20 protein-coding genes are annotated in these 25,460 nt (G+C 67.3%); 12 read left to right on the top strand and 8 right to left on the bottom strand.

Annotation, left to right across the window (positions count from 1 at the left end; genetic code table 11):
• The first annotated feature begins 14 nt into the window (after positions 1-14).
• From V9L21_RS20975 to V9L21_RS20965, 3 genes are read left to right on the top strand one after another with little or no spacing between them, the layout of a single operon-like run.
• Positions 15-923, top strand: a complete 909-nt coding sequence (locus tag V9L21_RS20975) for an SDR family oxidoreductase (RefSeq protein ID WP_337314843.1) — start codon at positions 15-17, stop codon at positions 921-923.
• Complete coding sequence (locus V9L21_RS20970) at positions 920-3,877, top strand: AMP-binding protein (RefSeq protein ID WP_337314842.1); 2,958 nt, start codon at positions 920-922, stop codon at positions 3,875-3,877. The genes V9L21_RS20975 and V9L21_RS20970 overlap by 4 nt, the downstream gene beginning before the upstream one ends.
• Positions 3,870-5,051 carry an acetyl-CoA C-acyltransferase gene (locus tag V9L21_RS20965; protein ID WP_337314841.1) on the top strand — a complete coding sequence of 394 codons (1,182 nt, stop codon included), beginning with the start codon at positions 3,870-3,872 and terminating at the stop codon, positions 5,049-5,051. Before V9L21_RS20970 ends, V9L21_RS20965 begins: the two co-directional genes overlap by 8 nt.
• Here the strand turns inward: V9L21_RS20965 and V9L21_RS20960 are convergent.
• On the bottom strand, positions 5,048-5,755 hold the full coding sequence (locus V9L21_RS20960; protein WP_337314840.1) for a TetR/AcrR family transcriptional regulator: 708 nt from the start codon (positions 5,753-5,755) through the stop codon (positions 5,048-5,050). The two genes, V9L21_RS20965 and V9L21_RS20960, sit on opposite strands and share 4 nt — an antisense overlap.
• 41 nt (positions 5,756-5,796) lie before the next feature.
• Entirely contained in the window at positions 5,797-7,026 is a 1,230-nt protein-coding gene (locus V9L21_RS20955) for a nucleoside recognition domain-containing protein (RefSeq protein ID WP_337314839.1), read from the bottom strand.
• Positions 7,027-7,100: 74 nt separating this feature from the next.
• On the opposite strand from V9L21_RS20955, the gene V9L21_RS20950 reads away from it, so the two are divergent.
• A complete protein-coding gene (locus V9L21_RS20950; protein WP_337314838.1) occupies positions 7,101-8,684 on the top strand; it encodes a phospholipase D family protein in 1,584 nt (527 codons plus the stop codon).
• A gap of 7 nt (positions 8,685-8,691) precedes the next feature.
• Here V9L21_RS20950 and V9L21_RS20945 read toward each other — a convergent pair whose 3' ends face one another.
• Positions 8,692-9,498, bottom strand: coding sequence for a metallophosphoesterase (locus V9L21_RS20945; RefSeq protein WP_337314837.1), 807 nt, complete (start codon positions 9,496-9,498; stop codon positions 8,692-8,694).
• A 125-nt stretch (positions 9,499-9,623) separates the two neighbouring features.
• Between V9L21_RS20945 and V9L21_RS20940 the strand changes: the two genes are divergently transcribed.
• Complete coding sequence (locus V9L21_RS20940; protein ID WP_185868077.1) at positions 9,624-9,797, top strand: hypothetical protein; 174 nt, start codon at positions 9,624-9,626, stop codon at positions 9,795-9,797.
• Between the two features lie 15 nt (positions 9,798-9,812).
• Here V9L21_RS20940 and V9L21_RS20935 read toward each other — a convergent pair whose 3' ends face one another.
• The gene (locus tag V9L21_RS20935; protein WP_337314836.1) at positions 9,813-10,793 is read right to left on the bottom strand and encodes a LysR family transcriptional regulator; all 981 of its coding nucleotides are present in this window, start codon (positions 10,791-10,793) and stop codon (positions 9,813-9,815) included.
• 107 nt (positions 10,794-10,900) lie between these two features.
• Between V9L21_RS20935 and V9L21_RS20930 the strand changes: the two genes are divergently transcribed.
• Positions 10,901-11,452: a hypothetical protein gene (locus tag V9L21_RS20930; protein ID WP_337314835.1), complete on the top strand. Its 552-nt coding sequence runs from the start codon at positions 10,901-10,903 to the stop codon at positions 11,450-11,452.
• 94 nt (positions 11,453-11,546) lie between these two features.
• On the opposite strand, the gene V9L21_RS20925 is transcribed toward V9L21_RS20930, so the two are convergent.
• From V9L21_RS20925 to V9L21_RS20915, 3 genes are all read right to left on the bottom strand, one after another.
• Entirely contained in the window at positions 11,547-13,415 is a 1,869-nt protein-coding gene (locus V9L21_RS20925) for a phosphoenolpyruvate carboxykinase (GTP) (protein WP_258503296.1), read from the bottom strand.
• A 145-nt stretch (positions 13,416-13,560) separates the two neighbouring features.
• Positions 13,561-13,713 carry a hypothetical protein gene (locus V9L21_RS20920; RefSeq protein WP_165442056.1) on the bottom strand — a complete coding sequence of 51 codons (153 nt, stop codon included), beginning with the start codon at positions 13,711-13,713 and terminating at the stop codon, positions 13,561-13,563.
• Between the two features lie 89 nt (positions 13,714-13,802).
• The gene (locus tag V9L21_RS20915) at positions 13,803-15,026 is read right to left on the bottom strand and encodes a threonine ammonia-lyase (protein ID WP_337314834.1); all 1,224 of its coding nucleotides are present in this window, start codon (positions 15,024-15,026) and stop codon (positions 13,803-13,805) included.
• Positions 15,027-15,142: 116 nt separating this feature from the next.
• On the opposite strand from V9L21_RS20915, the gene V9L21_RS20910 reads away from it, so the two are divergent.
• The 3 genes from V9L21_RS20910 to V9L21_RS20900 all read left to right on the top strand — a co-directional run bounded on the left by V9L21_RS20910 (position 15,143) and on the right by V9L21_RS20900 (position 20,487).
• Entirely contained in the window at positions 15,143-17,467 is a 2,325-nt protein-coding gene (locus tag V9L21_RS20910; RefSeq protein ID WP_337314833.1) for an ATP-binding protein, read from the top strand.
• 89 nt (positions 17,468-17,556) lie between these two features.
• On the top strand, positions 17,557-19,155 hold the full coding sequence (locus V9L21_RS20905) for a S41 family peptidase (protein WP_337314832.1): 1,599 nt from the start codon (positions 17,557-17,559) through the stop codon (positions 19,153-19,155).
• Between the two features lie 141 nt (positions 19,156-19,296).
• Positions 19,297-20,487: a nucleoside hydrolase gene (locus V9L21_RS20900; RefSeq protein ID WP_337314831.1), complete on the top strand. Its 1,191-nt coding sequence runs from the start codon at positions 19,297-19,299 to the stop codon at positions 20,485-20,487.
• Positions 20,488-20,511: 24 nt separating this feature from the next.
• Here the strand turns inward: V9L21_RS20900 and recQ are convergent, their stop codons facing one another.
• The gene (gene recQ / locus V9L21_RS20895; protein WP_258503302.1) at positions 20,512-22,407 is read right to left on the bottom strand and encodes a DNA helicase RecQ; all 1,896 of its coding nucleotides are present in this window, start codon (positions 22,405-22,407) and stop codon (positions 20,512-20,514) included.
• 290 nt (positions 22,408-22,697) lie between these two features.
• Here recQ and V9L21_RS20890 point away from each other — a divergent pair, with 290 nt between their 5' ends.
• From V9L21_RS20890 to V9L21_RS20880, 3 genes are read left to right on the top strand one after another with little or no spacing between them, the layout of a single operon-like run.
• Positions 22,698-23,666, top strand: a complete 969-nt coding sequence (locus V9L21_RS20890) for an ABC transporter substrate-binding protein (RefSeq protein ID WP_258503303.1) — start codon at positions 22,698-22,700, stop codon at positions 23,664-23,666.
• 33 nt (positions 23,667-23,699) lie between these two features.
• Positions 23,700-24,548: an ABC transporter permease gene (locus tag V9L21_RS20885; RefSeq protein WP_337314830.1), complete on the top strand. Its 849-nt coding sequence runs from the start codon at positions 23,700-23,702 to the stop codon at positions 24,546-24,548.
• A 2-nt stretch (positions 24,549-24,550) separates the two neighbouring features.
• Complete coding sequence (locus V9L21_RS20880) at positions 24,551-25,345, top strand: ABC transporter ATP-binding protein (RefSeq protein WP_337298411.1); 795 nt, start codon at positions 24,551-24,553, stop codon at positions 25,343-25,345.
• Positions 25,346-25,460 lie beyond the last annotated feature (115 nt).

Raw genomic sequence — 25,460 nt, 5'->3', positions numbered from 1 at the left:
CTGAAAGTCATTGCATGTTCGAAGCCAATCTTTTGCGCGGCAAGCGCATCCTCGTGACCGGCGGTGGCTCGGGCCTCGGCCGCGAGATCGCCGAGCGCTACCTGCAACTGGGCGCCGAGGTCCACATCTGCGGCCGCCGCCAGCCGATGCTCGACGCCACCGCCGCCGAGCTCACCGAGCGCCACGGCGGCGTGGTGCGCGCGCATGCGGTGGACATCCGCCATGCCGATGCCGTCGATGCCATGGTCGAACGCATCTGGGCCGAGCACGGCCCGCTCGACGGGCTGGTCAACAACGCGGCCGGCAACTTCGTCAGCCGCACGCAGGACGTGTCGCCGCGCGGCTTCGATGCGGTCGCCAACATCGTGCTGCACGGCACCTACTACGTCACCCACCACGTCGGGCGGCGCTGGATCGCCACCGGCCACAAGGGCTCGGTGATTTCCATCGTCGTGACCTGGGTGCGCACCGGCGCGCCTTTCGTGGTGCCCTCGGCCATGAGCAAGGCCGGCGTGGACGTGATGACCAAGTCGCTCGCCATCGAGTGGGGCCGCTACGGCATCCGGCTGAACGCCATCGCGCCGGGCATCTTTCCGACCGAAGGCGCGAACAGCCGGCTCAGTCCCAAGGCGGCCTGGGAAGACGGCGCGGTGCGCAACCCGATGAACCGGCTGGGCCGCATGCCCGAGCTGCAGAACCTGGCGGTGTTCCTGATGGCCGACGGCGTCGAGTGGATCACCGGCGAAACCATCGCCATCGACGGCGCAGGGCATCGGCAGAACGGCGCCTCCTTCACCGAACTGGCCGACCTGGACGACGAGGCCTGGCGCGGCATGCGCGAGGCGATACGGGGGCAGGACGCACGCGACCGGGCACTGCGCGAAGCGGCTGGGCCGGATGCCGCGCCCCGGGGCGATTCATGAGGATCGACCGGATCGTCGACGAAGTGGCCGCGGCAGGCCGCGGTGGCCACCCCGCGCTGGTGCTGGAGGACGGGAGCGCGCTGTCGTACGGGCAATTGGCCGCGCGCATCGAGGAAGCGGCGGCTGCGCTTGTGGAGGCCGGCCTCGCGCCGGGCCAGCGCATGGTGCTGGTGGGCGAGAACAGCGAGGACATGGTGGTGTTGCTGCTCGGCGCCATCCGCGCTGGCGGCTGGGCAGTGCCGCTCAATGCCCGCATGTCGGGCGGCGAGATCGATGCGATCTGCGCGCACTGCGAACCCCGGCTCGTGTACTTCGCGGCGGGCGCATCGGGCGAGGCGCTGGCCCACGCCGAACGCCGTGGCGCCGCCGGCGTGCTCGCCTGCGCGCCGGGCGGGCGCCTGCAGCGCTGCGAAGGCCCGGGCACGGGGCCGGAAGAGGCGGCCGACGATGTCGCCCTGATGATCTACACCTCGGGCAGCACCGGCCTGCCCAAGGGCGTGATGCTGACCCACGCCAACCTCGATTTCGTCACCCGTGCCTCGATGGTGCAGCAGGTGCTGCTGCCGGACGACGTGATCTTCCACGCGCTGCCGATCTCGCATTCGTTCGGGCTGATTTCCGCGCTGCTGTGCGGGCTGCGCGCGGGCGCCACGCTGCGCCTGGTGGGCCGCTTCTCGGCCGGGCTGCTGGCCGAGGCGATCACCAGTGGACAGGTGACGGTGTTCCAGGGCGTGCCTGCGATGTACGCGCGGCTGCACGAATGGTCGCAGCAGCAGGGCCGCCCGCTTGCCCCCAACCGGTTGCGCATGGCCTACATCGGCGGTTCGCTGGTCGACGCCACGCGCAAGGCGCAGACCGAGGCGCTGCTCGGCCTGCCGCTGCACCACGGCTACGGCCTGACCGAGTCGGCACCCGCGGCAACCCGCACCTTCGGCCATCCGCCGCCCGCGGACGTGACCGCCGGCTGGCCGATTCCGGGCGTGGAGGTGGTGCTCGCAGACGCAGACGGACGGCCGGTTGCGCGCGGCGAACGCGGCGAAGTCCTGATCCGCGGGCCCAACGTGATGAAGGGCTACTTTCGCGATCCGGCGCAAACGCGCACGGCGGTCGATGCCGAGGGCTGGCTGCACACCGGCGACATAGGCGTCTTCGGGCCGGCCGGCGATCTTTCCATCGTGGGCCGCAGCAAGGAGATGATCATCCGCGGCGGCTTCAACGTGTACCCGGCCGAGGTCGAGAAGGCGATTGCCGCCTTTGCGGAAGTGGCGCAGTGCGCGGTGGTCGGGCGCAGCGTGGCGGGCGACGAGGAGATCGTCGCCTTCGTCGAGCCGCTGCAGGGCCGTAGCATCGACACCGCGCGGCTCTGCGCGTTTCTGCGCGAACGCCTGGCGCCGTACAAGGTGCCGGCCGAAGTGCATGTCATGGCGCAACTGCCTGCCAGCCCCACCGGCAAGCTGCTCAAGGCGCAGCTGAAGGCGCTGGCACAAGCCGTGCCGGCGCGGGTGCGGCCCTCGCTCGAGCGGCTGCTCGCGCCGCGCTCGGTGGCGGTGGTCGGCGCGTCCGACAACCCGCACAAGGTCGGCGGCCGGCCGATCCGCTACCTGCTGGAGCAAGGTTTCGGCGGCCGCATCTATCCGGTTCATCCGCGCGCCGGCGAGGTGCAGGGCCTGCAGGCCTATGCGGCGCTCGACCAGTTGCCCGAGGTGCCCGATGCGGTGGTGCTGTGCATCGGTGCCGATCAGGCGGAGCAGCAGCTTGCCGAATGCGCGCGGCTGGGCGTGGGGAATGCGCTGCTGTTTGCCTCCGGCTATGCGGAGGTCGGCGCCGAGGGCCGCGCCCGGCAGGAAGCCCTGGCCGGCATCGCCCGGGCCGGCGGTGTGCGCCTGGTGGGGCCCAACAGCATCGGTGTCGCCAGCTTCGACAGCGGTGCGGTGCTCTCCTTCGCATCGATCTACAGCGACCATGCGCCGCTCGACGGGCCGGTGGCCATCGTCTCGCAAAGCGGCGCCTTCGGGGTCTCCGCCTATGCGCTGCTGCGCGAAGCGGGCTGGGGCGTGCGCTGCGTGGCCGCCACCGGCAACGAGGCCGATGTGGACACGGCCGACCTGGTCGATGCACTGGCGCGTCAGCCCGGCGTGCGGCTGGTGCTGCTCTATGTCGAGCACGTGCCCGACCCGGTGCGCATGGCCGCGGCGCTCGAAACGGCGCGCCAGCGCGGCGTGGCGGTGCTCGCGGTGCGCTCCGGGCGGTCGGCGCACGGCAGGCGTTCGGCCGATCTGCATACGGGCTCGGCCGGTGCGGCCGGTGCCGGGCTCGATGCCATGTTCGAGTCGCACGGCTGCCGCACCGTGGGGGGCCTTGTCGAACTGGTCGGTGCCGTGCCGCTGTACCTCGGGCCGGCGCCCGGTGCCGGCGGCGCGGGCGGGCTGCCGCGGCTCGCGGTCGTCAGCAACTCCGGTGCATCGTGCGTGCTGGCAGCCGACGAGGCGCAGGCCCGCGGGCTGCCGCTGGCGCGGCTGTCGGCGGACGCGGAGCAGCGCCTGGCCGAACTGCTGCCCAATTTTTCGCTCAACCGCAATCCGGTCGACCTGACGGCGATGCTGCTGGCCGAACCGGCATTGCTCGGCGCGGTGATGCAGGTGGTGCTGCAGGACGCGGCCGTGGACGCCGCCGCCCTGGGCTTGCTGGCGGTGGGCGGGCCGAGCTACGACCTCGCGCGCTTCGTGCGCGAATGCCGGGCCGTGGTTCATGACGCGGCCAAGCCGCTGGCGGTCTACAGCCCGCATGCGCATGTACGGGCGGCCTTCGCCCAGGCCGGCTTCGCGGTGTTTGCCGGCGAGGCCGAAGCCATGCAGGCATTGCAGGCCTTCGCGCTGCACCGCGGCGCTTCGGCCACAAGCCGAGCGGCGCCCTCGGCACTCCCCTTCGATCTTCCGGAACCCCAGCATGCGTGATGCCGCCATCGTTTCCTATGCCCGCACGCCCATCGGCAAGGCCTTTCGCGGCACGCTCAACCTGACGCATGGCGCCACGCTCGGCGCGCACGTGGTGCGGCATGCGGTGGCGCGTGCCGGCGTTCCCGCCGACGAGGTGGAAGACGTGATCCTCGGCTGCGCCTTTCCCGAAGGCGCCAACGGCTTCAACGTCGGGCGCATCTCGGCCCTTGCCGCCGGCCTGCCCGAAAGCGTGCCGGGCATGACGGTCAACCGCTACTGTTCGTCGGGCCTGCAGAGCATCGCGATTGCCGCGCAGGCGGTGCGCGCGGGCAGCCTGCAGGTGGCGGTGGCCGGCGGCACCGAATCGGTCAGCTGCGTGCGCGAGCACACCAACCAGTTCATGCGCGAGGAGCCCTGGCTGGCCGCGCATGCGCCGCAGGTCTACATGCCGATGCTCGAAACCGCCGAGGTGGTGCAGCAGCGCTACGGCGTCTCGCGCGAGCGGCAGGACGCGTATGCGGCACTGAGCCAGCAGCGCCAGGCAGAGGCAGAAGCGGCGGGCCGCTTCGACGCCGAGATCGTGCCGATCCACACCACTGTGCGCCGCCACGAGCGCGACGGCACCACGCGCGACGAGGCCGCCACGCTGGCGCGCGACGAAGGCCCGCGCGCCGGCACCAGCGCCGCAACGCTGGCGGGGTTGAAGCCGGTGCTCGCGAACGGCACCGTAACCGCGGGCAACGCCAGCCAGCTGTCCGACGGCGCGGCCGCCTGCGTGGTGATGGACGCCGACCTGGCGGCGCGGCGCGGGCTTGCAGTGCTGGGCTGGTTCCGCGGCTTCGCGGTGGCCGGCTGCGCACCCGACGAAATGGGCATCGGCCCGGTCTTTGCCGTGCCCAGGCTGCTGCGGCAGGCGGGCCTTGCCGTGGACGACATCGGGCTCTGGGAACTCAACGAAGCCTTCGCGGTGCAGGTGCTCCATTGCGCCGACCGGCTCGGCATTCCGATCGACCGAATGAACGTGAACGGCGGCGCCATCGCCATCGGGCATCCCTTCGGCATGTCGGGCGCCCGCATGGCCGGCCATGCGCTGCACGAAGGGCGCCGCCGCGGCGTGAAGTACGTGGTGGTGACGATGTGCGTCGGGGGCGGCATGGGCGCCGCCGGCCTGTTCGAGGTGGCCCCGGGCTAGGCTGCCGCGGGCTGGTAGTCCAGCCCCGCAATGAAGATCGAGAACACGTCGTGGCCGATCTTCATCGGGTCCTTGCCGACGATGTCCCAGGCGTTCTGGCGGTCGACCATCACGGTGGCCAGGCCGTGGCAGGCGGTCCACGCGGCCAGCGCCGCCGGCCGCACGCGGGCGAGCGGCACGTTGCGGTGGCTCAGGTAGTCGCCCACGCAGGTTTCCAGGATGCCGTAGGAGCGCGTGGCGGCCTGTTCCAGGTCGGGGAACTGCAGCTTCTGCGGAATGGCCGGGCCGTACATCACCTGGAACAGCGCGGGCCGTTCGAGCGAGAACTGCAGGTGCGCGAGCATCACGCTGAGCAGCCGTTCACGCGGATCGTGCAGGCTGCGCAATGCGCGGATGCGCTGGTCGAACATCATGCGAAAACCCTGCGCGGCAATGGCCGCGAGGTAGCCCGACTTGCCCTCGAAGTGGTGAAGCGGCGCCGTCTGCGACACGCCGACGTCGCGCGCCGCCTGCCGCAGGCTCAGCGCGGCAAGGCCCTGCGCATCGAGGATCTCGATGCCGCGCATCACCAGTGCGTCGCGCAGGTTGCCGTGGTGGTAGGTCGAGCGCTTGGCCTCTGCGCCCTCTACCGGCGCACCGGCGCCGGATGCCGCCGGACCGGCGGGCGATTCGGCGTGCGACCTTGAGGCGGAGGTTTTCTTCATAGGCCTCTGAGCTTAAACCGGCGGCACCCGCGCGATGCGACTCAGCCGAAGAACCAGTAGCAGACCGCGATGGCCGCCACCACGCCCGCCAACTCGGCCACAAGCGCACAGGCCACGGCATGGCGCGCCCGCTGGATGCCGACGGCGCCGAAGTACACGGCCAACACGTAGAAGGTGGTCTCGGTGCTGCCCTGGATGGTGGCGGCCACCAGCGCGGGGAAGCTGTCCACGCCTTGTGTCTTCATGGTTTCGATCAGCATCGCGCGCGCTGCGCTGCCCGAGAAGGGCTTGACCAGCGCGGTGGGCATGGCGTCGACAAAGCGCGAATCCCACCCGCCCATGTCGACCAGCCAGCGCAGCCCGCCAAGCACGAAGTCGAGTGCGCCCGAGGCGCGCAGCACGCCCACGGCGCACAGCATTGCGACCAGGTAGGGCAACAGGTTCTTCGCAATGTCGAAGCCTTCTTTTGCGCCTTCGACAAAGCATTCGTAGACCTTGATGCGGCGGATGGCCCCGGCCAGCAAGAAGACGATGATCACGCCGAACAGCGCAAGGTTGCCCATGAGCGACGAGAGCGAAGAAATGGCCGCCGCCGACAGGGTGCCCAACAGCGCCATGAAGCCGCCGAGCAGCAGCGCGCCCGGCACCAGGTAGGCCAGCACCACCGGGTCCCACAGCCGCAGGCGCTGCGCCACGGCTACCGAGAGCAGGCCCACCAGCGTCGATGCACTGGTCGCCAGCAAGATGGGCAGGAACACCATCGTGGGATCGCCCGCGCCCTGCTGCGCGCGGTACATGAAGATGGTCACCGGCAGCAGTGTGAGCGACGACGCGTTGAGCACCAGGAACAGGATCTGCGCGTTGGTGGCCGTGACCGGGTCGGGATTCAGCCGCTGCAGCTCGCGCATGGCCTTCAGGCCGATGGGCGTGGCTGCGTTGTCCAGTCCGAGCGCATTGGCCGCAAAGTTCATGGTGATGAGCCCCAGCGCCGGATGGCCCGCGGGCACGCCCGGCATCAGCCGCCGGAACAGCGGCCCCAGCAGGCGCGCGAGCCAGCCCACCAGCCCCGCCGCCTCGGCAATGCGCAAGAAGCCGAGCCACAGCGTGAGCGTGCCGAACAGCAGCACCATCACCTCGACCGCGAGCCGCGCCATGGCGAACAGGCTCTCGACGATGGCCGCAAAGACGGCCGGGTCGCCGCCCACGAGCCAGCGCCCGAGCGCCGCCAGCATCGCCATTCCGAAGAAACCCAGCCACAAGCCGTTGAGCACGCGCGTTCTTTCCCTTTTTTGTGGCGTCGATCATAGGGCTCCGCTGGCGCCCGCCGCGGGCTACAGTGCAGGCCATGACAGCCACTTTGCTGATCCGCCGGCTCGCGGCCTTGGTGTGGGTTGCCATGGCCTCGGCGTGGCTGGCGGGTTGCGTGGGCCTGCCGCCGCCGCAGCCGCGCACGCCCACTGCGGCCATCACCGACGTGGCCGGCACCGCGCTCGGCCAGCTGGTGCGGGCGGCCGCGCCCGACGCGGCGGCATCGCAGTCGGGCTTTCGGCTGCTGCCGGAAGCGGCATTCGCCTTCGACGCCCGCATTTCGCTGGCACGGCACGCCGAGAAGTCGCTCGACGTGCAGTACTACCTGATCCAGAACGACGACGTCGGCCTGCTGCTGCTGCGCGAACTGCGCGACGCGGCGTCGCGCGGCGTCCGGGTGCGCCTCCTGGTGGACGACCTCTACACGTCGGGCGAGGACGAGGTGTTCGGCACGCTCTCGGCCTTTCCGAATGTCGAGGTGCGGCTGTTCAACCCGCTGCCTTCGCGGGCCGGCTCGCTCGCGCTGCGGCTCCTGCTCTCGATTGCGGATTTCGGCCGCATCAACCACCGCATGCACAACAAGCTCCTGGTGGCCGACAACAGCTTTGCCGTCTCGGGCGGGCGCAACATCGCCAACGAATACTTCATGCGCGGCACGGCGGCAAACTTCATCGACATGGACGTGCTCTCCAGCGGGCCGGTGGTGCGCCAGATGTCCGAGGGCTTCGACCGCTACTGGAACAGCGAGCATGCGTGGCCCATCGAGCGCATTGCGCCGCTTCGCATGACGGCGGACGAGGCGCAGAAGCGCTTCGACGCCATTGCCGGCACGGCGCAGCCCGATGTGCCGATTCGCCAGCGCGACGTGATGGACAGGTCGCCGGTGGGCGAGCAGCTCACCACCGGCAAGATCGACCTGCGCTGGGCGCCGTTCACGCTGTTTGTGGACGACCCCGCCAAGATCACGCGCGCGCCCGAGGCGGCCTATGCGGGCAGCGTGAACGAGGGGGCGCTGGGCGTCATCAATTCGGCCAGACATGAGGTCAAGATCGCCTCGCCGTACTTCATTCCCGGCACGCGCGGCATGGCCATGATGAAGGCGGCCATCGCACGGGGAGGGCGCATCACCGTGGTGACCAACTCGCTGGGCGCCACCGACGAGCCGCTGGCCTACGCGGGCTACGAACGCTATCGAGCCGACATGCTGAAGATCGGCGTCAGCATCTACGAGATTGCGCCAATGCTCTCCGGGCGCTCGGGGCATTTCGGCGACTTCGGCCAGTCGATCAGCCGGCTGCACGCCAAGATCGCGGTGATCGACGACCAGCGTTTCTTCGTCGGCTCGATGAACCTCGACCATCGCTCCGCGGCGGTCAATACCGAGATGGGGCTCGTGATCGACAGCCCGGAACTGGTGGCCGACTACGAAAAGCTCTTGAGCAAGGGCCGCGTGAGCCTGGGCTACCGGCTGCGGCTCGGGCCCAACGGCCGCCGCGTGCAATGGCTGGAATACGACGATGCCGGCGGCGACATCGTCCACGAGGACGAGCCGGGCGAGTTTCTCTGGCTGCGCTTCAAGAACTGGCTGCTGCTGCCGATCGTCGGCGAAGAGCTGCTGTAGCGCGTGCTCAGGCCACTTCGATCAGCAGGCCGGGCCGAAAGCCGTCTTGTTCGCCCTTGCCCTTGTAGCCGAGCGGATTGGCGACCACGCGGCAGCCGTCCTTCACGTAGTCGAACGGGCAGTGCAAATGGCCGTGCAGCCACAGCTGGGCGCGGGGAAGCAGCGCATCGAGCGAATTGCAGAAGCCCGCGGTACCCGGCGTGAGGCCGTAGCGCGGATCGGCGCTGGCAAGGCTCGGCGCGAAATGCGTGATGGCGACCGTGGTCCCGTCGAAAGGCTCGGTCAGCGCCTGCTCGAGCCACGCTTGGCACAGCAGGGCCTGCTCGCGCATTGCGCCGGCCATGAACGGCTGGCCGCCTCGCACCGTGGCGGCCTTTTCCAGGTAGAAGTCGGCGGCACGCATGGCCTTGCCGCGCTTCTTGAGCGCATCGGCCAAGCCGTCGGTGGGGGTCACCAGTGCGTCGAAGTCGGCCCAGAGCGTGGTGCCGATGAAGCGGATGCCGCCGATGACGGCCGTCTCGCGCTCCAGCCACAGGATGTCGAGCTCGCTGCAAAGCGAGCGCAGGCGCTCATGGGTCGCGTCGAAATCGGTGTTGTCGTACTCGTGGTTGCCCGGCACGTAGATCACGGGCACCGGCCAGCCGTTGCGGGGCGAAAAACGGCCAAGGCCGAAGTCTGGGTCCGTCAGGCGGGAGCCTTCCTGGTAGGAGCCGATGTCGCCCGCCAGCACCAGCATGTCGGCGCCGGGCACCGGCTCGGCCTGGAAGCGGGGATGGGACTCCAGGTGCAGGTCGGAGAGCAGTTGCAGCTTCATCGTGCGGCCAGTCTAGGGGAATGAGCCCATGCATAAAGCGCATGAAGTGGGGCTTTCAATATTAGGGATAACCCCTATTCTTGGTACATCAACCACTCCAGCGCAGCCAAGAGCAGCGCACTGTCATGTTCAGCCTCATTGCCCAAGTGGCCCGTTTCTTCCGTTCCTCCAATGCCAACGCCTCGGTCAGCCACGCCGCCGCGCTGATGGAAAGCGCCGACGCCCGTGCCGGCCTCGACGCCCACCAGGCGCAGGAACTGCGCGTTGCAGCCAGCGCCTGGCTCTCCGTCATTCGCTAAAAAACCCGCGGTGGGTCACCCGGGCACCTTCTGCCCGAGGATCGAATCCGCAAAAGCCGCCGCGGCGGAGCGCAACAGCGCGGTGCGCAGCCATTCGTGCGAATGCAGGTGCTGTGCGCGCCGGTGCCAGATGGCGTCGACGTGCACCATCGGCTGGTCGAAGGGCAGGTCGCGCAGCACCAACTGGTCGTCGATGCCGGTCACGGTTACAAAATGCCGCGGCAGCACCGTGAGCAGGTCTGAATTGGCGACCACGCGGCCGGCCGTGAAAAACTGGTTCACCGTCACCACGATGCGCCGCTCCCGGCCCATGGCGCCCAGCGTCTGGTCGATAAAGCCGTAGGGCCGGCCCGAAAAGCTCACCAGCAGGTGCCGGGCGGCACAGTAGTCGTCGAGGGTGAGCGGTGCATCCGCCAGCGGATGGCCGCGGCGCATCACGCACACATACTGGCCCAGGTAGAGCCGCTGGGTCTCGAAGGCCACCCCCACGCCCGATTGCCCGCGTGCCGCCAAGCTGGCGATCACGGCCGGAAAGTAGCCGATCGCCATGTCGACTTCTTCCTGCTCGAGCATTCGCCGCGGATCGCGGGTTGTAAGCGGCAGAACGCGCAGCGAGATAGCGGGCGCTTCCTTCTCCACGATTTGCACCAACCCCGGAATGAGTTCGGCGGCGGTGGCGTCGGCCATGGCCAGGAGGAAGGTGGTGTCCGCGGTGGCGGCATCGAACTCGCCCGGCGCCAGCGTGTGCTGCAGCTGCCGCAGGGCGTCTCGCACGGTGGGCCAGAGCGCCAGCGCGCGCGGCGTCGGCTCCACGCCCGCGCCCGATCGGCTCACCAGTTCGTCGCCGAGCACGTCGCGCAGGCGGCGCAGCGCATTGCTCACCGCCGGCTGGGTGATCGACAGGTTGCGCGCCGCGCGCGTGAGGTTGCGCTCCGCCATCACCTCGTCGAAGACGCGGAGCAGGTTGAGGTCGAGCGTGCGAAAGTTGACGTCCATCAGCGTTGTGAATGATAAACATCAGAAAGATAAAGTGGCGGAACACTAGGGTAACCCCTAATATTCCCCCATCGGCATCAAGCCACTCATCCCACGGAGGGATCACCATGACCAGCTTTGTCCACGTTGACCAACCTACTTCCCATCCCGGCGTCCAGCGCGCCGAGATCCTGTTCGGCCAGATCAAGGCCGCCCGTGCCGGCGCCAGCGGTTCGCGTCCGCTGATCGCGCTGCTCGTCGTCGCCGTGATCGCGGCGGTTCTGGTGGTGGGCGACAAGCTCGTTTCCACCTGGGACGAAGGCGCGCTGCTCGCCGCCTGGGCCGTGCTCTGCGGCGCCGTCTTCGCGGGCATCGCGCTGTTTGCCAGCTCGCTGCGCAGCCCGGCCTCCAAGATTGCAAGCCTGTGGAACGCAGCAGCCAAGCGCCGTGCCGCCGATCGCGCCGACGCCCGGTTTCTTGCCACCGCGCACAGCGACCCCCGCGTGATGCAAGAACTGCAAGCCGCCGTCTGGCGCCAGCAGTCGGAAGGCAAGGCTTCCACCGCAACCGTCGCCAAGGTCGACGCCGTGGCCCGCAAGGCCGCACGTGTCAACAACGACGCCCGCATGCCTACGCTCTACGAAGCCATGCGCCGCATGAACAGCTCGCGCTACTACTGATCCATCGATCGCTTCCTGTTAGCCGAGTCATGAAAAAGCCGCCCTTGGGCGGCTTTTTTTCGTTAGTGCGGCTTGCGCCGCACGGTGGGGAGCGTCAGGCCGCCAGGCGCTGCTCGATGGCTGCCTTCGTTTCAGGCAGTTCCTTCGGCAGGTGGTGCGCCAGCTGTTCGAACAGTTCGGTGTGCAGCTTCAGTTCGGCCTGCCACGCGGCCTTGTCGATGTTGGTGACGGTGGCGTACTGCTCGGCGCTGAAATCCAGGCCGGTCCAGTTCAGGTCTTCGTAGCGCGGGCTCACGCCGAAGACATGGTCCACGCCCTCGGCCTTGCCTTCGATGCGGTCGATGATCCACTTGAGCACGCGCATGTTCTCGCCGTAGCCCGGCCACACGAACTTGCCGTCCGGACCCTTGCGGAACCAGTTGGTGGTGTAGATCTTCGGCTGCTTGGCGCCCGACGCTTCCAGCTTCTTGCCCAGGTCGAGCCAATGCTGGAAGTAGTCGCTCATGTTGTAGCCCATGAAGGCCAGCATGGCGAACGGATCGCGGCGCACCACGCCCACCTGGCCGACGATGGCGGCGGTGGTTTCCGAGCCCATGGTGGCGGCCATGTAGACGCCTTCGGTCCAGTTGCGGCCTTCGGTCACCAGCGGCACCGTGGTCGAGCGGCGGCCGCCGAAGATGAAAGCGTCGATCGGCACGCCGGCCGGATCGTCCCAGGCCGGGTCGAGCGCCGGGTTGTTGGTGGCGGCCACGGTAAAGCGCGAGTTCGGGTGCGCGGCCTTGGCGCCGGTTTCCTTGGCGATCTGCGGCGTCCAGTCCTTGCCCTGCCAGTCGATCAGGTGCTCGGGCAGCTTCTTGCCGGGCACGTCGTCTTCCAGGCCTTCCCACCACACGTCGCCGTCATCGGTGAGCGCCACGTTGGTGAAGATCACGTCGCGGTCCAGGCTCTTCAGGCAGTTGGGGTTGGTCTTGAGGTTGGTGCCGGGGGCCACGCCGAAGTAGCCCGCCTCGGGGTTGATGGCGTACATGCGGCCATCCTTGCCGGGCTTGATCCAGGCGATGTCGTCGCCGATGGTGGTCACTTGCCAGCCGTCGAAGCCGGCCGGCGGCACCAGCATCGAGAAGTTGGTCTTGCCGCAGGCCGACGGGAACGCGGCAGCCACGTGGTACTTCTTGCCCTGGGGCGAGGTCACGCCCAGGATGAGCATGTGTTCGGCCAGCCAGCCCTCGTCGCGGCCCATGGTGGAGGCGATGCGCAGCGCAAAGCACTTCTTGCCCAGCAGCGCATTGCCGCCGTAGCCCGAGCCGTAGCTCCAGATCTCGCGCGTTTCGGGGTAGTGAACGATGTACTTCGTCTTGTTGCAGGGCCAGGTCACGTCCTTCTGGCCGGGCTCCAGGGGCGCGCCCACCGTGTGCACGCAGGGCACGAACTCGCCGTCGGCGCCGAGCACTTCGTACACGGCCTTGCCCATGCGGGTCATGATCTTCATGTTGACCGCCACGTAGGGCGAGTCGGAAAGCTCGATGCCGATGTGCGCAATGGGCGAGCCGAGCGGGCCCATGCTGAAAGGCACCACGTACATCGTGCGGCCCTTCATGCAGCCGTCGAACAGCGGCTGCAGCGTGGCGCGCATCTCGGCCGGGGCCATCCAGTTGTTGGTGGGGCCGGCGTCTTCCTTCTTTTCGGAGCAGATGAACGTGCGGTCTTCGACGCGTGCGACGTCGCTCGGGTCGGAAGCCGCGAGAAAGGAGTTGGGGCGCTTGGCCGGGTTGAGCTTCTTGAAGGTACCCGCGTCGACCAGTTTCTGGCACAGGCGGTCGTACTCTTCCTTGCTGCCGTCGCACCAGTAGATGGCCTCGGGTTTGCAAAGCGCGGCCATATCGGCCACCCAGGCAATCAGTTTTGCGTTCTTGACGTATGAGGGTGCCTGAATGGCAAGGCCCTGCATCGTGGGTGCGTTCATCGGAAATCTCCTAAGTTGAAAAATCGTCTTTCCGAACGGGACGCCGCGCCATCGAGGCACGGAGGTCCGTTTGAGAAAACGTTTCGCGTTGGGAGACTGCGTCAACGCGGGCCGCAAAGCCCGCGGACGAAGACGCTAATGCCTGTCAGGCCAAATAGACAGCGATGGATGCAAGCAAAAGCATCAGCACGCCGCCGGCCAGCGGCAGGACGAGCGGCATCAGGTGCACGACCGATTCGACGGCGTCTTTTTCAACGGCGGCCGCGTGGTGCGGCTCGACGGGCGTAGGGTTGGACATTGAAAGTACCTCGAATACACAAATACAAAACTGCGGGCATTTTACCGATGGGCCCGGGCCCGGCGGTCTAGGGGCTTGCCAGGGCCCCTTCAGTGCTGCTCTTCGGCCTCGAAGCCCGCGTCGTGCAGCGCGCCCAGCACGCTGGCCAGATGCGCCCGTCCGCGGGTCTGCAGCACCAGTTCGATATCGACATTCTGCGCTGCCAGCATGGTAAACGCCCGTTGATGATGAACCTCATCGACGTTAGCGCCCGCTTCCGCCACAGTGGCCGTAATCTGGGCCAATGAGCCCGGCACATCGCGGGCGCTCACCCGCACGCGCGCCAGCCGGCCGGCCCTCACCATGCCGCGTTCGATGATGGCCGCGAGCAGCAGCGGATCGATGTTTCCGCCCGAAAGCACCAGCCCCACGCGCTTGCCCCTGAAGCGCTCAGGGTGCCGGATCAGCGCCGCAAGGCCCGCCGCGCCGGCGCCTTCGACCAGCGTTTTTTCGATTTCGAGCAGCATCAGCACGCCTTGCTCGATGTCGCCTTCGTCGACCAGCAGCAGGTCGTCCACATGTTTGGCGATGATTTCGCGCGTGAGCACGCCCGGCGTTCCGACCGCAATGCCTTCGGCGATGGTGCTCTTGCCCTGCAGATGCTGCGTGCCCTTCACGGCATTCACCATGCCCGGAAAGCGCGTGGTCTGCACGCCGACGATCTCGATGCCGGGCCGGCGGTCGCGCGCCGCAACGGCCATGCCGGCAATCAGCCCGCCGCCGCCGACCGACACCACCAGTGCGTCGAGATCGGGCACCGCGTCGAGCATTTCGAGCGCCACCGTTCCCTGGCCCGCGATGATGGCCTCGTCGTCATAGGGATGTACGAAGGTCAGGCCTTCGCGCTCGGCCAGTTCCAGCGCATGCGCCCGCGCCGCATCCAGCGTGTCGCCGTGCAGCACCACTTCGGCACCAAAGCCGCGCGTGCGCTCTATCTTTACGCCGGGCGTGAAGCGCGGCATCACGATGAGCGCGCGCAGGCCGAGCCGCTGCGCGTGATAGGCCACACCCTGGGCATGGTTGCCGGCCGACATGGCAATGACACAGCGCGCGGTTTCCTTGCCGTCGCCCGCGGGTCCGTTCTCCGAAAGATCGACCAGCTTGTTGCACGCCCCGCGTTCCTTGAACGAGGATGTGAACTGCAGGTTCTCGAACTTCAGGTAGACCTGCGCGCCCACGATCTCCGAGAGCGTGCGCGACTCGACGCAGGGCGTATTGAGCACCTGACCCTGCAGACGCGCCGCGGCGCGCCGGATTTCTTCGATTCCGACCATGCCGGGCATTGTGGCTGGAATCGCACCATCAGGGTTTTTACCGTTCCGGCGTCTTCCCCAAGCTAAAAGTCTGCGTTATGGTCGCTCCAAGAAATTCCTCGTCTGGAGGTTGTCCGATGGTCAAGCGTGCGGGTGTCGATGTCGTGGCTGCTGCGGTACGCGGGCAGGCATTGCCGTCGCCCGGGCTCAAGGGCGCGCCGGTGCTCGAGCTCATGTGCTCGCACTTCGTGCTCACGCTCGCCGCCAAGCAGGGGCCGCGCTTCAACGTGCGCCGCGACATCAACGGCCTGCTGTCGCTCACCGGCCGCCATCTGGTGTGGCCCGTTGCGGTGCTGCAGCGGCTGCGCGAATTTCTCGGCCGGCGCTGCGCCGGCAACGAGGCCTGGAAAGGCGTGGAAGATTTCGACGGCCGCACGCTGCTCGAGCGGCATGGCGTGTGGCGCGGCCCCTATGAAGAAGGCACGCTGTTCTTCTATCTCGACGAATACGCCAAGGACCATCCCAAGGACTTGCTCTCGGTGCTGGCCGTCACGCGCGACTGGCTCACGCACGCGCTGCGCAAGCAATCGACGCTGGTCGAAAAGAACATCGATGCGCTCGCGGGCCTGCTGCAGTTGAACAAGGCCGAGCGCGCGCTGCTGCTCTACGGCACGCTCGCGCGCTACCAGCGCGACCTGCGTTCGCTGCTGGTCGAGTTCAAGGTCAACAATGCGCCCGAAGCCTATGCGGCCATTGCCGACATTGCGGGCGTCAATGCGAGCGAAGTGGGCGAGGCGTTGCGCGCGGGCTCGCGGCTCGAGCGCATCGGCCTGGTCGAAAACCTGATTTCCGAACACAACATCACCGACCTGGCCGACCTCATGAAGGTCAGTGAAAAGCTGCCGCCGGTGCTGATGCGCGAGTACCGCGACCACAACGAGCTCATGGCCGTGTTCACGCGGCCCTCGGCCAAGAGCACGCTCACCACGCACGACTTTTCCTTCGTGCAGGAAGACGCGCAAATGCTCGTCACGCTGCTGCGCGCCGCTGTTGCACGCAAGGAGCCCGGCGTCAACGTGCTGCTCTACGGGCCGCCCGGCACGGGCAAGACCGAGCTCGCCAAGGTGGTGGCCCAAGCGGCGGGGCTCGAGTTGTTCGAGGTCGAATACGCCGACCGCGACGGCAATTCGCTGAGCGGCCGTGACCGCTACCGTTCGCTGCAGATTGCGCAGGTGTTCCTCAAGGGCAGTGCGCAGGCCGCGCTGCTGTTCGACGAAGTGGAAGACGTGTTTCCGCCCATCAGCACCGAAGCCGCGCAGTTCATGGCGCGTGCCGAGCAGATTCCGGCGCCCACCAGCGGCAGCGTGAGCGGCAAGGCCTGGGTCAACCAGATCCTCGAAGCCAACCCGGTGCCCACGCTGTGGGTCACCAACCGCATCGAGCAGATCGACCCGGCGTTCCGCCGCCGCTTTGCGTATCACCTCGAGCTCAAGTCGCCGCCGCCCGGTGCGCGCGAGCAGCTCATCAAGAAAACGCTTGAAGGCATCGTGGTGTCGGAAGCCTTTACCGCCAAGCTCGCTGAACGCAAGGGCCTCACGCCCGCGCAGATCCGCACCGCAGTGCGCTTTGCGGGGCTCGCCCAAACGGAGGGCGCATCGATGGAAGCGCTCATCGAGCGGCAGCTCAAGAATGCCGACCTCGCGCTTGGCACGCTCGACACCGGCCTGGGCGAGCGGCGCAGCGTGACCACCTACGACCTCGACATGCTCAATGTCGAAACCCGTTTCGAGATTCCGCGCATCGTGGCCGCCATCAAAGCGCGCGGGCACGGCACGCTGTGCTTCTACGGCGCACCCGGCACCGGCAAGACTGCGCTGGCCGAGCACATTGCCAAGGCCATCGGCCGCCCGCTCATCATCAAGCAGGCCAGCGACCTCATGAGCAAGTACGTCGGCGAAACCGAGCAGAACATGGCCGCCATGTTCAGGGAGGCGGAGGCCGAAAAGGCCGTGCTGCTGCTCGACGAGGCCGACAGCTTTCTGCAGGACCGGCGCGGCGCGCAGCGCACCTATGAAGTGACCGAAGTCAACGAGATGCTGCAGGGCATGGAGCGCTTCAATGGCGTCTTCATCTGCACGACCAACCTGCTCGACCGGCTCGACCAGGCGGCGCTCAGGCGCTTCACGTTCAAGATCAAGTTCATGCCGCTGACAGCCGCGCAGCGCGAGCGCATGTTCATTACCGAGGCACTGGCCGGCGACGCGGCATTGCTCACCGGAGAAATCAAGACGCGCCTGGCGCAAATGAGGCAGCTGTGCCCGGGCGATTTTGCCGCCGTGAAACGGCAGACGGATATCTTGGCGGTCGACTTTTCGGCCGCCGAATTCCTGGACCAGCTCGAGGCCGAGCACCGCATCAAGCCAGAAGTGCGCGAATCGCGCGGCATCGGTTTTGTGCAGTAGACCGTTGCAGAACACCGCCGCAGAACACAACCATTAAAAAGCGGCAAACAAGAAAACCGCCCGCGGCAGCGGACACGAGGAGGGGCTCGATGAATTCACTCGAAGCGAACGCGCGGGAGAAGCCGCGCGCCACTGCCCGCGCGCAAGCCGCATTTGCGCTGGCCTTTGCCGCCTTCGTTCTGGCCGCTTGCGGCGGTGGGGGCGGAGGAGGAGGGGGCGGCGGCGGGCTGCCCGTCTTCCTGCCGCCCACCACCACGCCCCCCGCCAGCGGCGGCAATGACGACACCATCGTTGCCTCGTCCACCGTGGCCGGCCTGTGCGCCGCGCCGCGCACGGGCACCAACCCCGAGACCGGCACCGCCTACCCCGACAAGGCCGGCACGCTCACCGACGAAAAGCGCTGGGTGCGCGGCTGGATCGACGAAACCTATCTTTGGTACGGCGAGGTGCCGACCACCCTGAAGGCCGCCGACTACGCCACGCCGGTGGCCTACTTCAGCGTGCTCAAGAGCCCGGCCCTCACCGCATCGGGCCGTGCGAAGGACCGCTTTCACTACGTGTACGACACCGAGCGGTACCGGCAGCTCTCGGAGGCCGGCGTGGCGCCGGGCTACGGCATGGAGTTCGCCTTCGTGCGCAACTCGCGGCCGCGCGACCTGCGCATTGCATTCACTGAACCTGGCTCGCCCGCCGCATCGGCCGGCATTGCACGCGGCGCAAAGGTGCTCGAAGTCGATGGCGTCGACGTCATCGAAGGTACCAACACCGCCGTCATCAACCGCGGCATCTCACCCACCACCGTCGGCGAATCGCACACCTTCAAGCTGCAGGAAGGCGGCACCACGCGCACCGTGACGCTGTCGGCCGCGAGCATCACGCGCACGCCGGTGCAGAACGTGAAGACCATCGACACCGGCAGCGGCCGCGTGGGCTACCTGCTCTTCAACGACCACATCACGACCTCCGAAGCGCAGCTCATCGATGCGGTCAACCAACTGAAGGCCGGCAGCGGCATCCAGGACCTGGTGCTCGACATGCGCTACAACGGCGGCGGCCAGCTCAACATCGCGAGCCGGCTGGCCGCCATGGTGTCTTCGCCGACTGCAACTTCGGGCAAGACCTTCGAGCGCCTTGTCTTCAACGACAAGAACCCTTTTCACCTGACCCCGGCGCAAACCATCATTCCGTTCCACGCCAGGAGCCGTTCAGGCGCCGAGCTCCCCAGGCTCGGCCTTTCGCAGGTGACGGTGCTGGTCGGCCCCGACACCTGCTCGGCGAGCGAATCGGTCATCAACAGCCTGCGCGGGGTCGACGTGCAGGTCAACCTCGTCGGCGGCGCCACCTGCGGCAAGCCCTACGGCTTTTCTCCGCAAGACAACTGCGGCACGAGCTACTTCGCCATCCAGTTCCAGGGCGTCAACGCCAAGAACTTCGGCGACTATGGCGACGGCTTGGCGCCCAGCTGCACCGTGGCCGACGATTTCGACCATGCGCTCGGCGATCCGGCCGAGGCTCGGCTGGCCGCCGCGCTGGCAATGCGCAATGGCGGCGCGTGCCCCGCATCGGCTTCGACCAAGACCCTGCCGGGGCTCCAGAAGTCCGAAGCGGCCGCCGAGCAGCCCTACCTGCTCCATCGCACGCCATTGCGCGAAATCCGCCTGCTCGATGCCGAGCCCGCCCCGGGCTGAGCGGCCTCGCGCCATCGCGGTTACTGCTTGAAACCATCCCTTTTGCCGCTCTTTCGGCTCGCCTATTAGAGTTCAAGCAAACGTTTGCGCAATCGTTTGGCGTTTAGTTCTACAAGGCAATACCAACTCAAAGGAGCCGGGATGAAGATTCGGATTCAGCGACGCAAATGGATGGCCGCGGCCCTGCTTGCCACGGTGCTGTCGGCCTGCGGCGGCGGCGGTGACAACAACGGCGGCATCGGGCTCGCCCCGGGGTACGGTGCAGCCCCGCCTCCCGCGCAGAAGATCATCATCGACAGCGACTACAACACCATGAGCGACGACGGCCAGCTCGGCGTCATGGCCGCGCAGCTGCAGGCCTCGGGCAAGGTGCAGGTCATGGGCATCAGCGTGGTTTCGGGCAACCAGTGGCTCAAGCAGGGCGTGGCCGACGCGCTGATGTCCGTCGAGCGCCTTGGCGTGGGAAACCGCATCGGCATTTATGCCGGTGCGAACTACGCGTTCAACCACGACTACGCAACCATCGAGGCCGAAATGGCCGCTGGAGCCGGAGGCGACGGCTACTTGGGCGCATGGAGCGGGCCCGAGCCCAAGACCGATGCCGACCTGAAGCCCTCGCCCGACGGATTCGCGACCCGCACCGTGCTGCAGCGCAAGAGCGCGGTCGACTTCATCGTCGATACGGTGAAGGCCAACCCCAACGAGATCACCATCCTTGCCATTGGCCCGCTCACCAACATTGCGCTTGCGGTCAAGCAGAACCCCGAGATCGTGCCGCTCATCAAGAAGATCATCTACATGGGCGGCGCTATCGACGTGGCGGGCAACACCACCAAGTTCGCCGAGTTCAACTGGTGGTTCGACCCCGAGGCCGCGCAGTTCGTGGTGCGCCTGCCAATTCCGCAGGTGGTGGTGCCGCTCGACGTGACCGACACCGTGTTTCTCACCAAGCCCATCTACGACCGCATTGCCCACACCGCCAGGCCCACGCCCGTGACCGAGGTGTTCAGGCAGCTCAACGGCTACGGCTTCAGCGGCACCAACGGCTTCGAGAACAACCCCAGCTACACGCAGAACATCTGGGACACGCTCACGCTCGCCTACCTCATCGATCCGAGCTACGCCACGCAAACGGTGGAGCAGTACGTCGACGTGGTCGCCCAGCCCGGCGCCGCACAAAACGGCCGCTCCATCGGCTACAGCGCACAGCCCGCGGGGCCCACGCTGCAGAAGATGACCGTGGTGAAGAAGTTCGACAACGCGCGCTTCTTCGAGCTGTATGTCGATCTGCTCACGCGGCCGGTGCCGATCACGCTGCCGCCGGCCAGCTGACCGATACGCGCGAGGCGGACGAGCCTAGAAAGCCGAGGCGACGCGCAGCACCTCGCTGCCGTAGGCTTCGAGCTTCTTGGTGCCGATGCCGCTGATGCCCTGCAGGTCTTCGAGCGTGGCGGGTGCGCGCTCGGCAATGGCCGCGAGCGTGGCGTCATGAAAGATCACGTAGGCCGGCAGGTTGTGCTCGCGCGCCACTTCCGCGCGCCAGGCCTTGAGCGCCTCGAAGCGCTTCTTGCCGGTGTCGTCGAGCTTGGCGGCCGCCGGTGACGGCGCGCCCTTGGCCACCTTCTCGCGGCGCGGCTTGCGCTCCGCGGGCGACGAGATCGACTCGCGCAGCGTCACGTTCGCTTCACCCTTGAGTACCGGGCGCGATCCTTCGGTGAGCTTCAGCGTGTTGAACGCTTCTGCATCGACGGCCAGCGCGCCCGTGGCAATGAGCTGCCGCAGCACGCCGCGCAACTGCACTTCGCTGAACTCCGCGCCCAGCCCGAAGGTGCTGATGCGCTCATGCCCGAACTGCTTGACCTTCTCGGTCTCCTTGCCGCGCAGGATGTCCATGATGTGACCCGCGCCGAAGCTGATGCCGCTCAATTGCTGCACGCGGTAGATGGTGCTCAGCAGCTTGCGCGCCGCATCAGTGCCGTCCCACACCTGCGGCGGGTTCAGGCAGTTGTCGCAGTTGCCGCAGGGCGTGCTCTTCTCGCCGAAGTAGCCCAGGAGCCGCACGCGACGGCAGTCGCTTGCCTCGGCCAGCGACAGCAGCGCATCGAGCTTGCCGCGCATCACCTGCTTGAACTCTTCGCCCGCGGGGCTCTCGTCAATCATGCGGCGCTGGTTCACCACGTCTTGCAGGCCATAGGCCATCCACGCGTCGGCCGGCGCGCCGTCGCGGCCCGCGCGGCCGGTTTCCTGGTAATAGCCTTCGATGTTCTTGGGCATGTCCAAGTGGCCGACAAAGCGCACGTCGGGCTTGTCGATGCCCATGCCGAAGGCGATGGTCGCCACCATCACGATGCCTTCCTCGCGCAGGAACCGGTCCTGGTGTTTCTGGCGCACCGCGGCGTCCAGCCCCGCGTGATAGGGCAGCGCGTTGATGCCGGCGCCCTGCAGCGTCACGGCCACGTCTTCCACGCGCTTGCGCGACTGGCAATAGACCACGCCCGCATCGCCTTCGTGCTCGCGCTCGATGAAGCGCAGCAGCTGCGTGGTCGCGTCTTTCTTCTCGACGATGGTGTAGCGGATGTTCGGCCGGTCGAAGCTGGAGACAAACTGCCGCGCTTCCTCCAGCTGCAGCCGCTCGACGATGTCGGCGCGCGTGAGCGCATCGGCCGTGGCGGTGAGCGCAATGCGCGGCACGCCCGGGTAGCGCTCGTGCAGCACCGTGAGCGCGCGGTATTCGGGCCGGAAGTCGTGGCCCCACTGGCTCACGCAATGCGCCTCGTCGATCGCGAACAGCGAGAGTTTGCCGCGCTCCTTCAGCGAATCGAGCTGCGAGAGAAAGCGCGGCGTGTTCACGCGCTCGGGTGCCGCATACAGCAGCGTGATCTCGCCGCGCAGCATGCGGCGCTCCACGTCCTGTGTCTGTTCCCAGTCGAGCGTCGAATTGAGAAAGGCCGCGTTCACGCCGGCCTCGTGCAGCGCGCCGACCTGGTCGTGCATCAGCGCGATCAGCGGCGACACCACCACCGAGACGCCGCGCCCCGCGCGCTGCCGCGCAATGGCCGGTATCTGGTAGCAGAGCGACTTGCCGCCGCCCGTGGGCATCAGCACCAGCGCATCGCCGCCGCCCACCACGTGTTCCACGATGTCCTGCTGCGGCCCGCGGAACTGCGAGTAGCCGAAAACTTCGTGAAGGATGTCGGCGGGTGCGCTGCTGCTGCCGGGAGCGTCGAGGGGGAGGGGAGCGAGCGAGGACACGAGGGCAGTGGCGAAGGGGCGGGAACCGGGAAAAAGGGAGCGACCCCGGATTGTCCCCCAGTGGCATCGACATGACCGTGGCACGAGGTTTGCAATCGCAAAACCCGTCCCGCCGCTCTCCTGTATAGACAGCAATCTGGTGCATTTTCCTTAAGAAATGCACCGAAACGGCTCTCCCGGGTTATCCTGTATATACAAGTTGGGGCGCTTGGCAACAATGCGAGGCGCGCGTATCCCGCTATCAGGGGCGCATCGCCGAGCCTTTTCAGAGAACAGAACCAGGAGTACCCATGGTCAAGACGGTAATTGTGAAAGTCGCTTCCCTGCTGGCAGCAGGCGCATGTGCAGCAGGCATGGCCGGAACGGCCGCCGCGCAGGAAACCAAGATCGTGCTCGGCATGTCGGGTTGGACCGGCTTTGCACCGCTCACGCTGGCCGACAAGGCCGGCATCTTCAAGAAGAACGGGCTCGACGTCGAGCTCAAGATGATCCCGCAGAAAGACCGCCACCTGGCGCTGGCCTCGGGCTCCATCCAGTGCGCGGCCACCACGGTCGAAACCCATGTGGCGTGGAACGCCAACGGCGTGCCCATCGTGCAGATCTTCCAGATGGACAAGTCCTACGGCGCCGACGGCCTGGCCGTGCGCAACGACGTCAAGGGCTTTGCCGACCTCAAGGGCAAGGCCATCGGCGTGAGCGCACCCGGCACCGCGCCGTACTTCGGCCTGGCCTGGATGCTCAACAAGAACGGCATGACCATGAAGGACGTGAAGCTTGTCTCGCTCGAGCCGCAGCCCGCTGCGCAGGCCTTCGTGGCAGGCCAGAACGATGCCGCCATGACCTACGAGCCGTATCTCTCCACCGTGCGCGCCAACCCCGCCGCGGGCAAGATCCTGGCAACCACGCTCGACTATCCGATGGTGATGGACACCGTCGGCTGCGCGCCCACGTGGCTCAAGGCCAACGCCAAGGCCGCTCAGGCGCTCACCAATTCGTACTTCGAAGCCATCGACATGATCAAGGCCGATCCGGCCAAGTCGAACGAAATCATGGGCGCGGCCGTCAAGCAGACCGGCGAGCAGTTCGCCAAGTCGTCGGCCTACCTGCGCTGGTCGGACAAGGCAGCCAACCAGAAGTTCTTTGCGAGCGAGATCACGCCCTTCATGAAGGACGCACAGGCCATCCTGCTGGAGTCCGGCGTCATCCGCAAGGCGCCCGACGACCTGGCCGCCACCTTCGACACCAGCTTCATCAAGTAAGAGCGAGCCAGCAGCATGGAAGCGACGCCTGTCATGAATTCATCCGAGCCGGCGGCGGTTCCCGCCCGGCTGGCGGCGGCGCCTGCGGCACCCCGCCGCAGGCGCTCGCTGGCGCCGCTCGAACCCGTGGGCGCGCGTGCACGCTGGCTGCTGGGGCTCGGCTTCTTCGTGCTGTTCGTGGCGGTGTGGGCCTTCTTCACGCTCGGCGGCTTCGTGTCGCCGACCTTCCTGGCGAGCCCCGTCACCATGGTGAAAGAGGGCGTGCTGCTCTTCACCGAATACAACTTCATCCACGACATCGGCATGACGGTGTGGCGCGTGTTCGGCGGCTTTGTGCTGGCGACCATCGTCGCGGTGCCGCTGGGCGTTGCCATGGGCACGTGGAAAGGCGTCGAGGCCTTCTTCGAGCCCTTCGTCTCGTTTTGCCGCTACCTGCCGGCCTCGGCCTTCATTCCGCTCTTGATTCTTTGGGCGGGCATCGGCGAGGCGCAGAAGCTGCTGGTCATTTTCATCGGCTCGGTGTTCCAGATCACGCTGATGGTCGCAGTCACCGTCGGCGGTGCGCGGCGCGACCTGGTCGAGGCCGCCTACACGCTGGGCGCCAAGAGCCGCGGCATCGTCGCGCGGGTGCTCATTCCCGGCGCCGCACCCGGCATTGCCGAAACCCTGCGCCTGGTGCTGGGCTGGGCGTGGACCTACGTGATCGTGGCCGAACTCATCGGCTCTTCGTCCGGCATCGGCCACATGATCACCGACAGCCAGGCGTTGCTGAACACCGGGCAGATCATCTTCGGGATCATCGTGATCGGCGTCATCGGGCTGGTGTCCGACTTCGCTTTCAAGGCGCTCAACCGCCGCATGTTCGCTTGGGCAGCACTGTGATGATGACGAACAACAACAGCAACCAACTCTCCATCCAGGGCGTCTCGCGCGTCTTCACGGGCACCAAGGGCCAGAGCACGCAGGCGCTGCTGCCGATCGACTTCGAGGTGAAGGAGAACGACTTCGTCACCATCCTCGGCCCCTCGGGCTGCGGCAAGTCGACGCTGCTGCGCATCGTGGCGGGGCTCGACTTTCCGACCACCGGCCAGGTGCTGCTCGACGGCGAGCGCATCGAAGGCCCCGGCGCCGACCGCGGCGTGGTGTTCCAGAGCTACACGCTCTTTCCGTGGCTCACGGTGGCGCAGAACATCCGCTTCGGCCTGCGCGAGCGCGGCATGAGCGAGGCCGATCAAAAGGAGCGCAGCGAGTTCTTCATCGCCAAGGTGGGCCTGCGTGGGTTCGAGAACCACTTTCCCAAGCAACTCTCGGGCGGCATGCAGCAGCGCACCGCCATTGCACGCGCACTCGCCAACGACCCCAAGATGCTGCTGCTCGACGAGCCCTTCGGCGCGCTCGACAACCAGACGCGTGTGCTGATGCAGGAGCTGTTGCTGGGCATCTGGGAGTCGGCGCAGAAGACGGTGCTGTTCGTCACGCACGACATCGACGAAGCGATCTTCATGGCCAACCGCGTGGCAGTCTTCAGCGCGCGGCCGGGCCGCATCAAGACGGAGATCGCGGTCGACTTTCCGCATCCGCGCCACTACACGATCAAGACCTCGCCCGAGTTCATGGAAATCAAGGCACGGTTGACGGAAGAGATTCGCGCGGAGTCGATGGCTGCTGCGGAGCACTAGGATGAAGCGGTGCGCTCTTGTTCGTCGTGCTGAGGATCGTTCGGGGCGCGCACCCGCCGACGGGGTACCTTTCTCCGCGAATGTCCCCCGGCCTGCGGCCTCCTCCTTTATTTCG

Origin of the sequence: Variovorax sp. CCNWLW235 (assembly GCF_037204085.1) — a bacterium.
GTDB lineage: Bacteria > Pseudomonadota > Gammaproteobacteria > Burkholderiales > Burkholderiaceae_C > Variovorax.
Note: the sequence above shows the minus strand (reverse complement) of the source record. Positions and strands in the feature narration are given on the sequence as shown.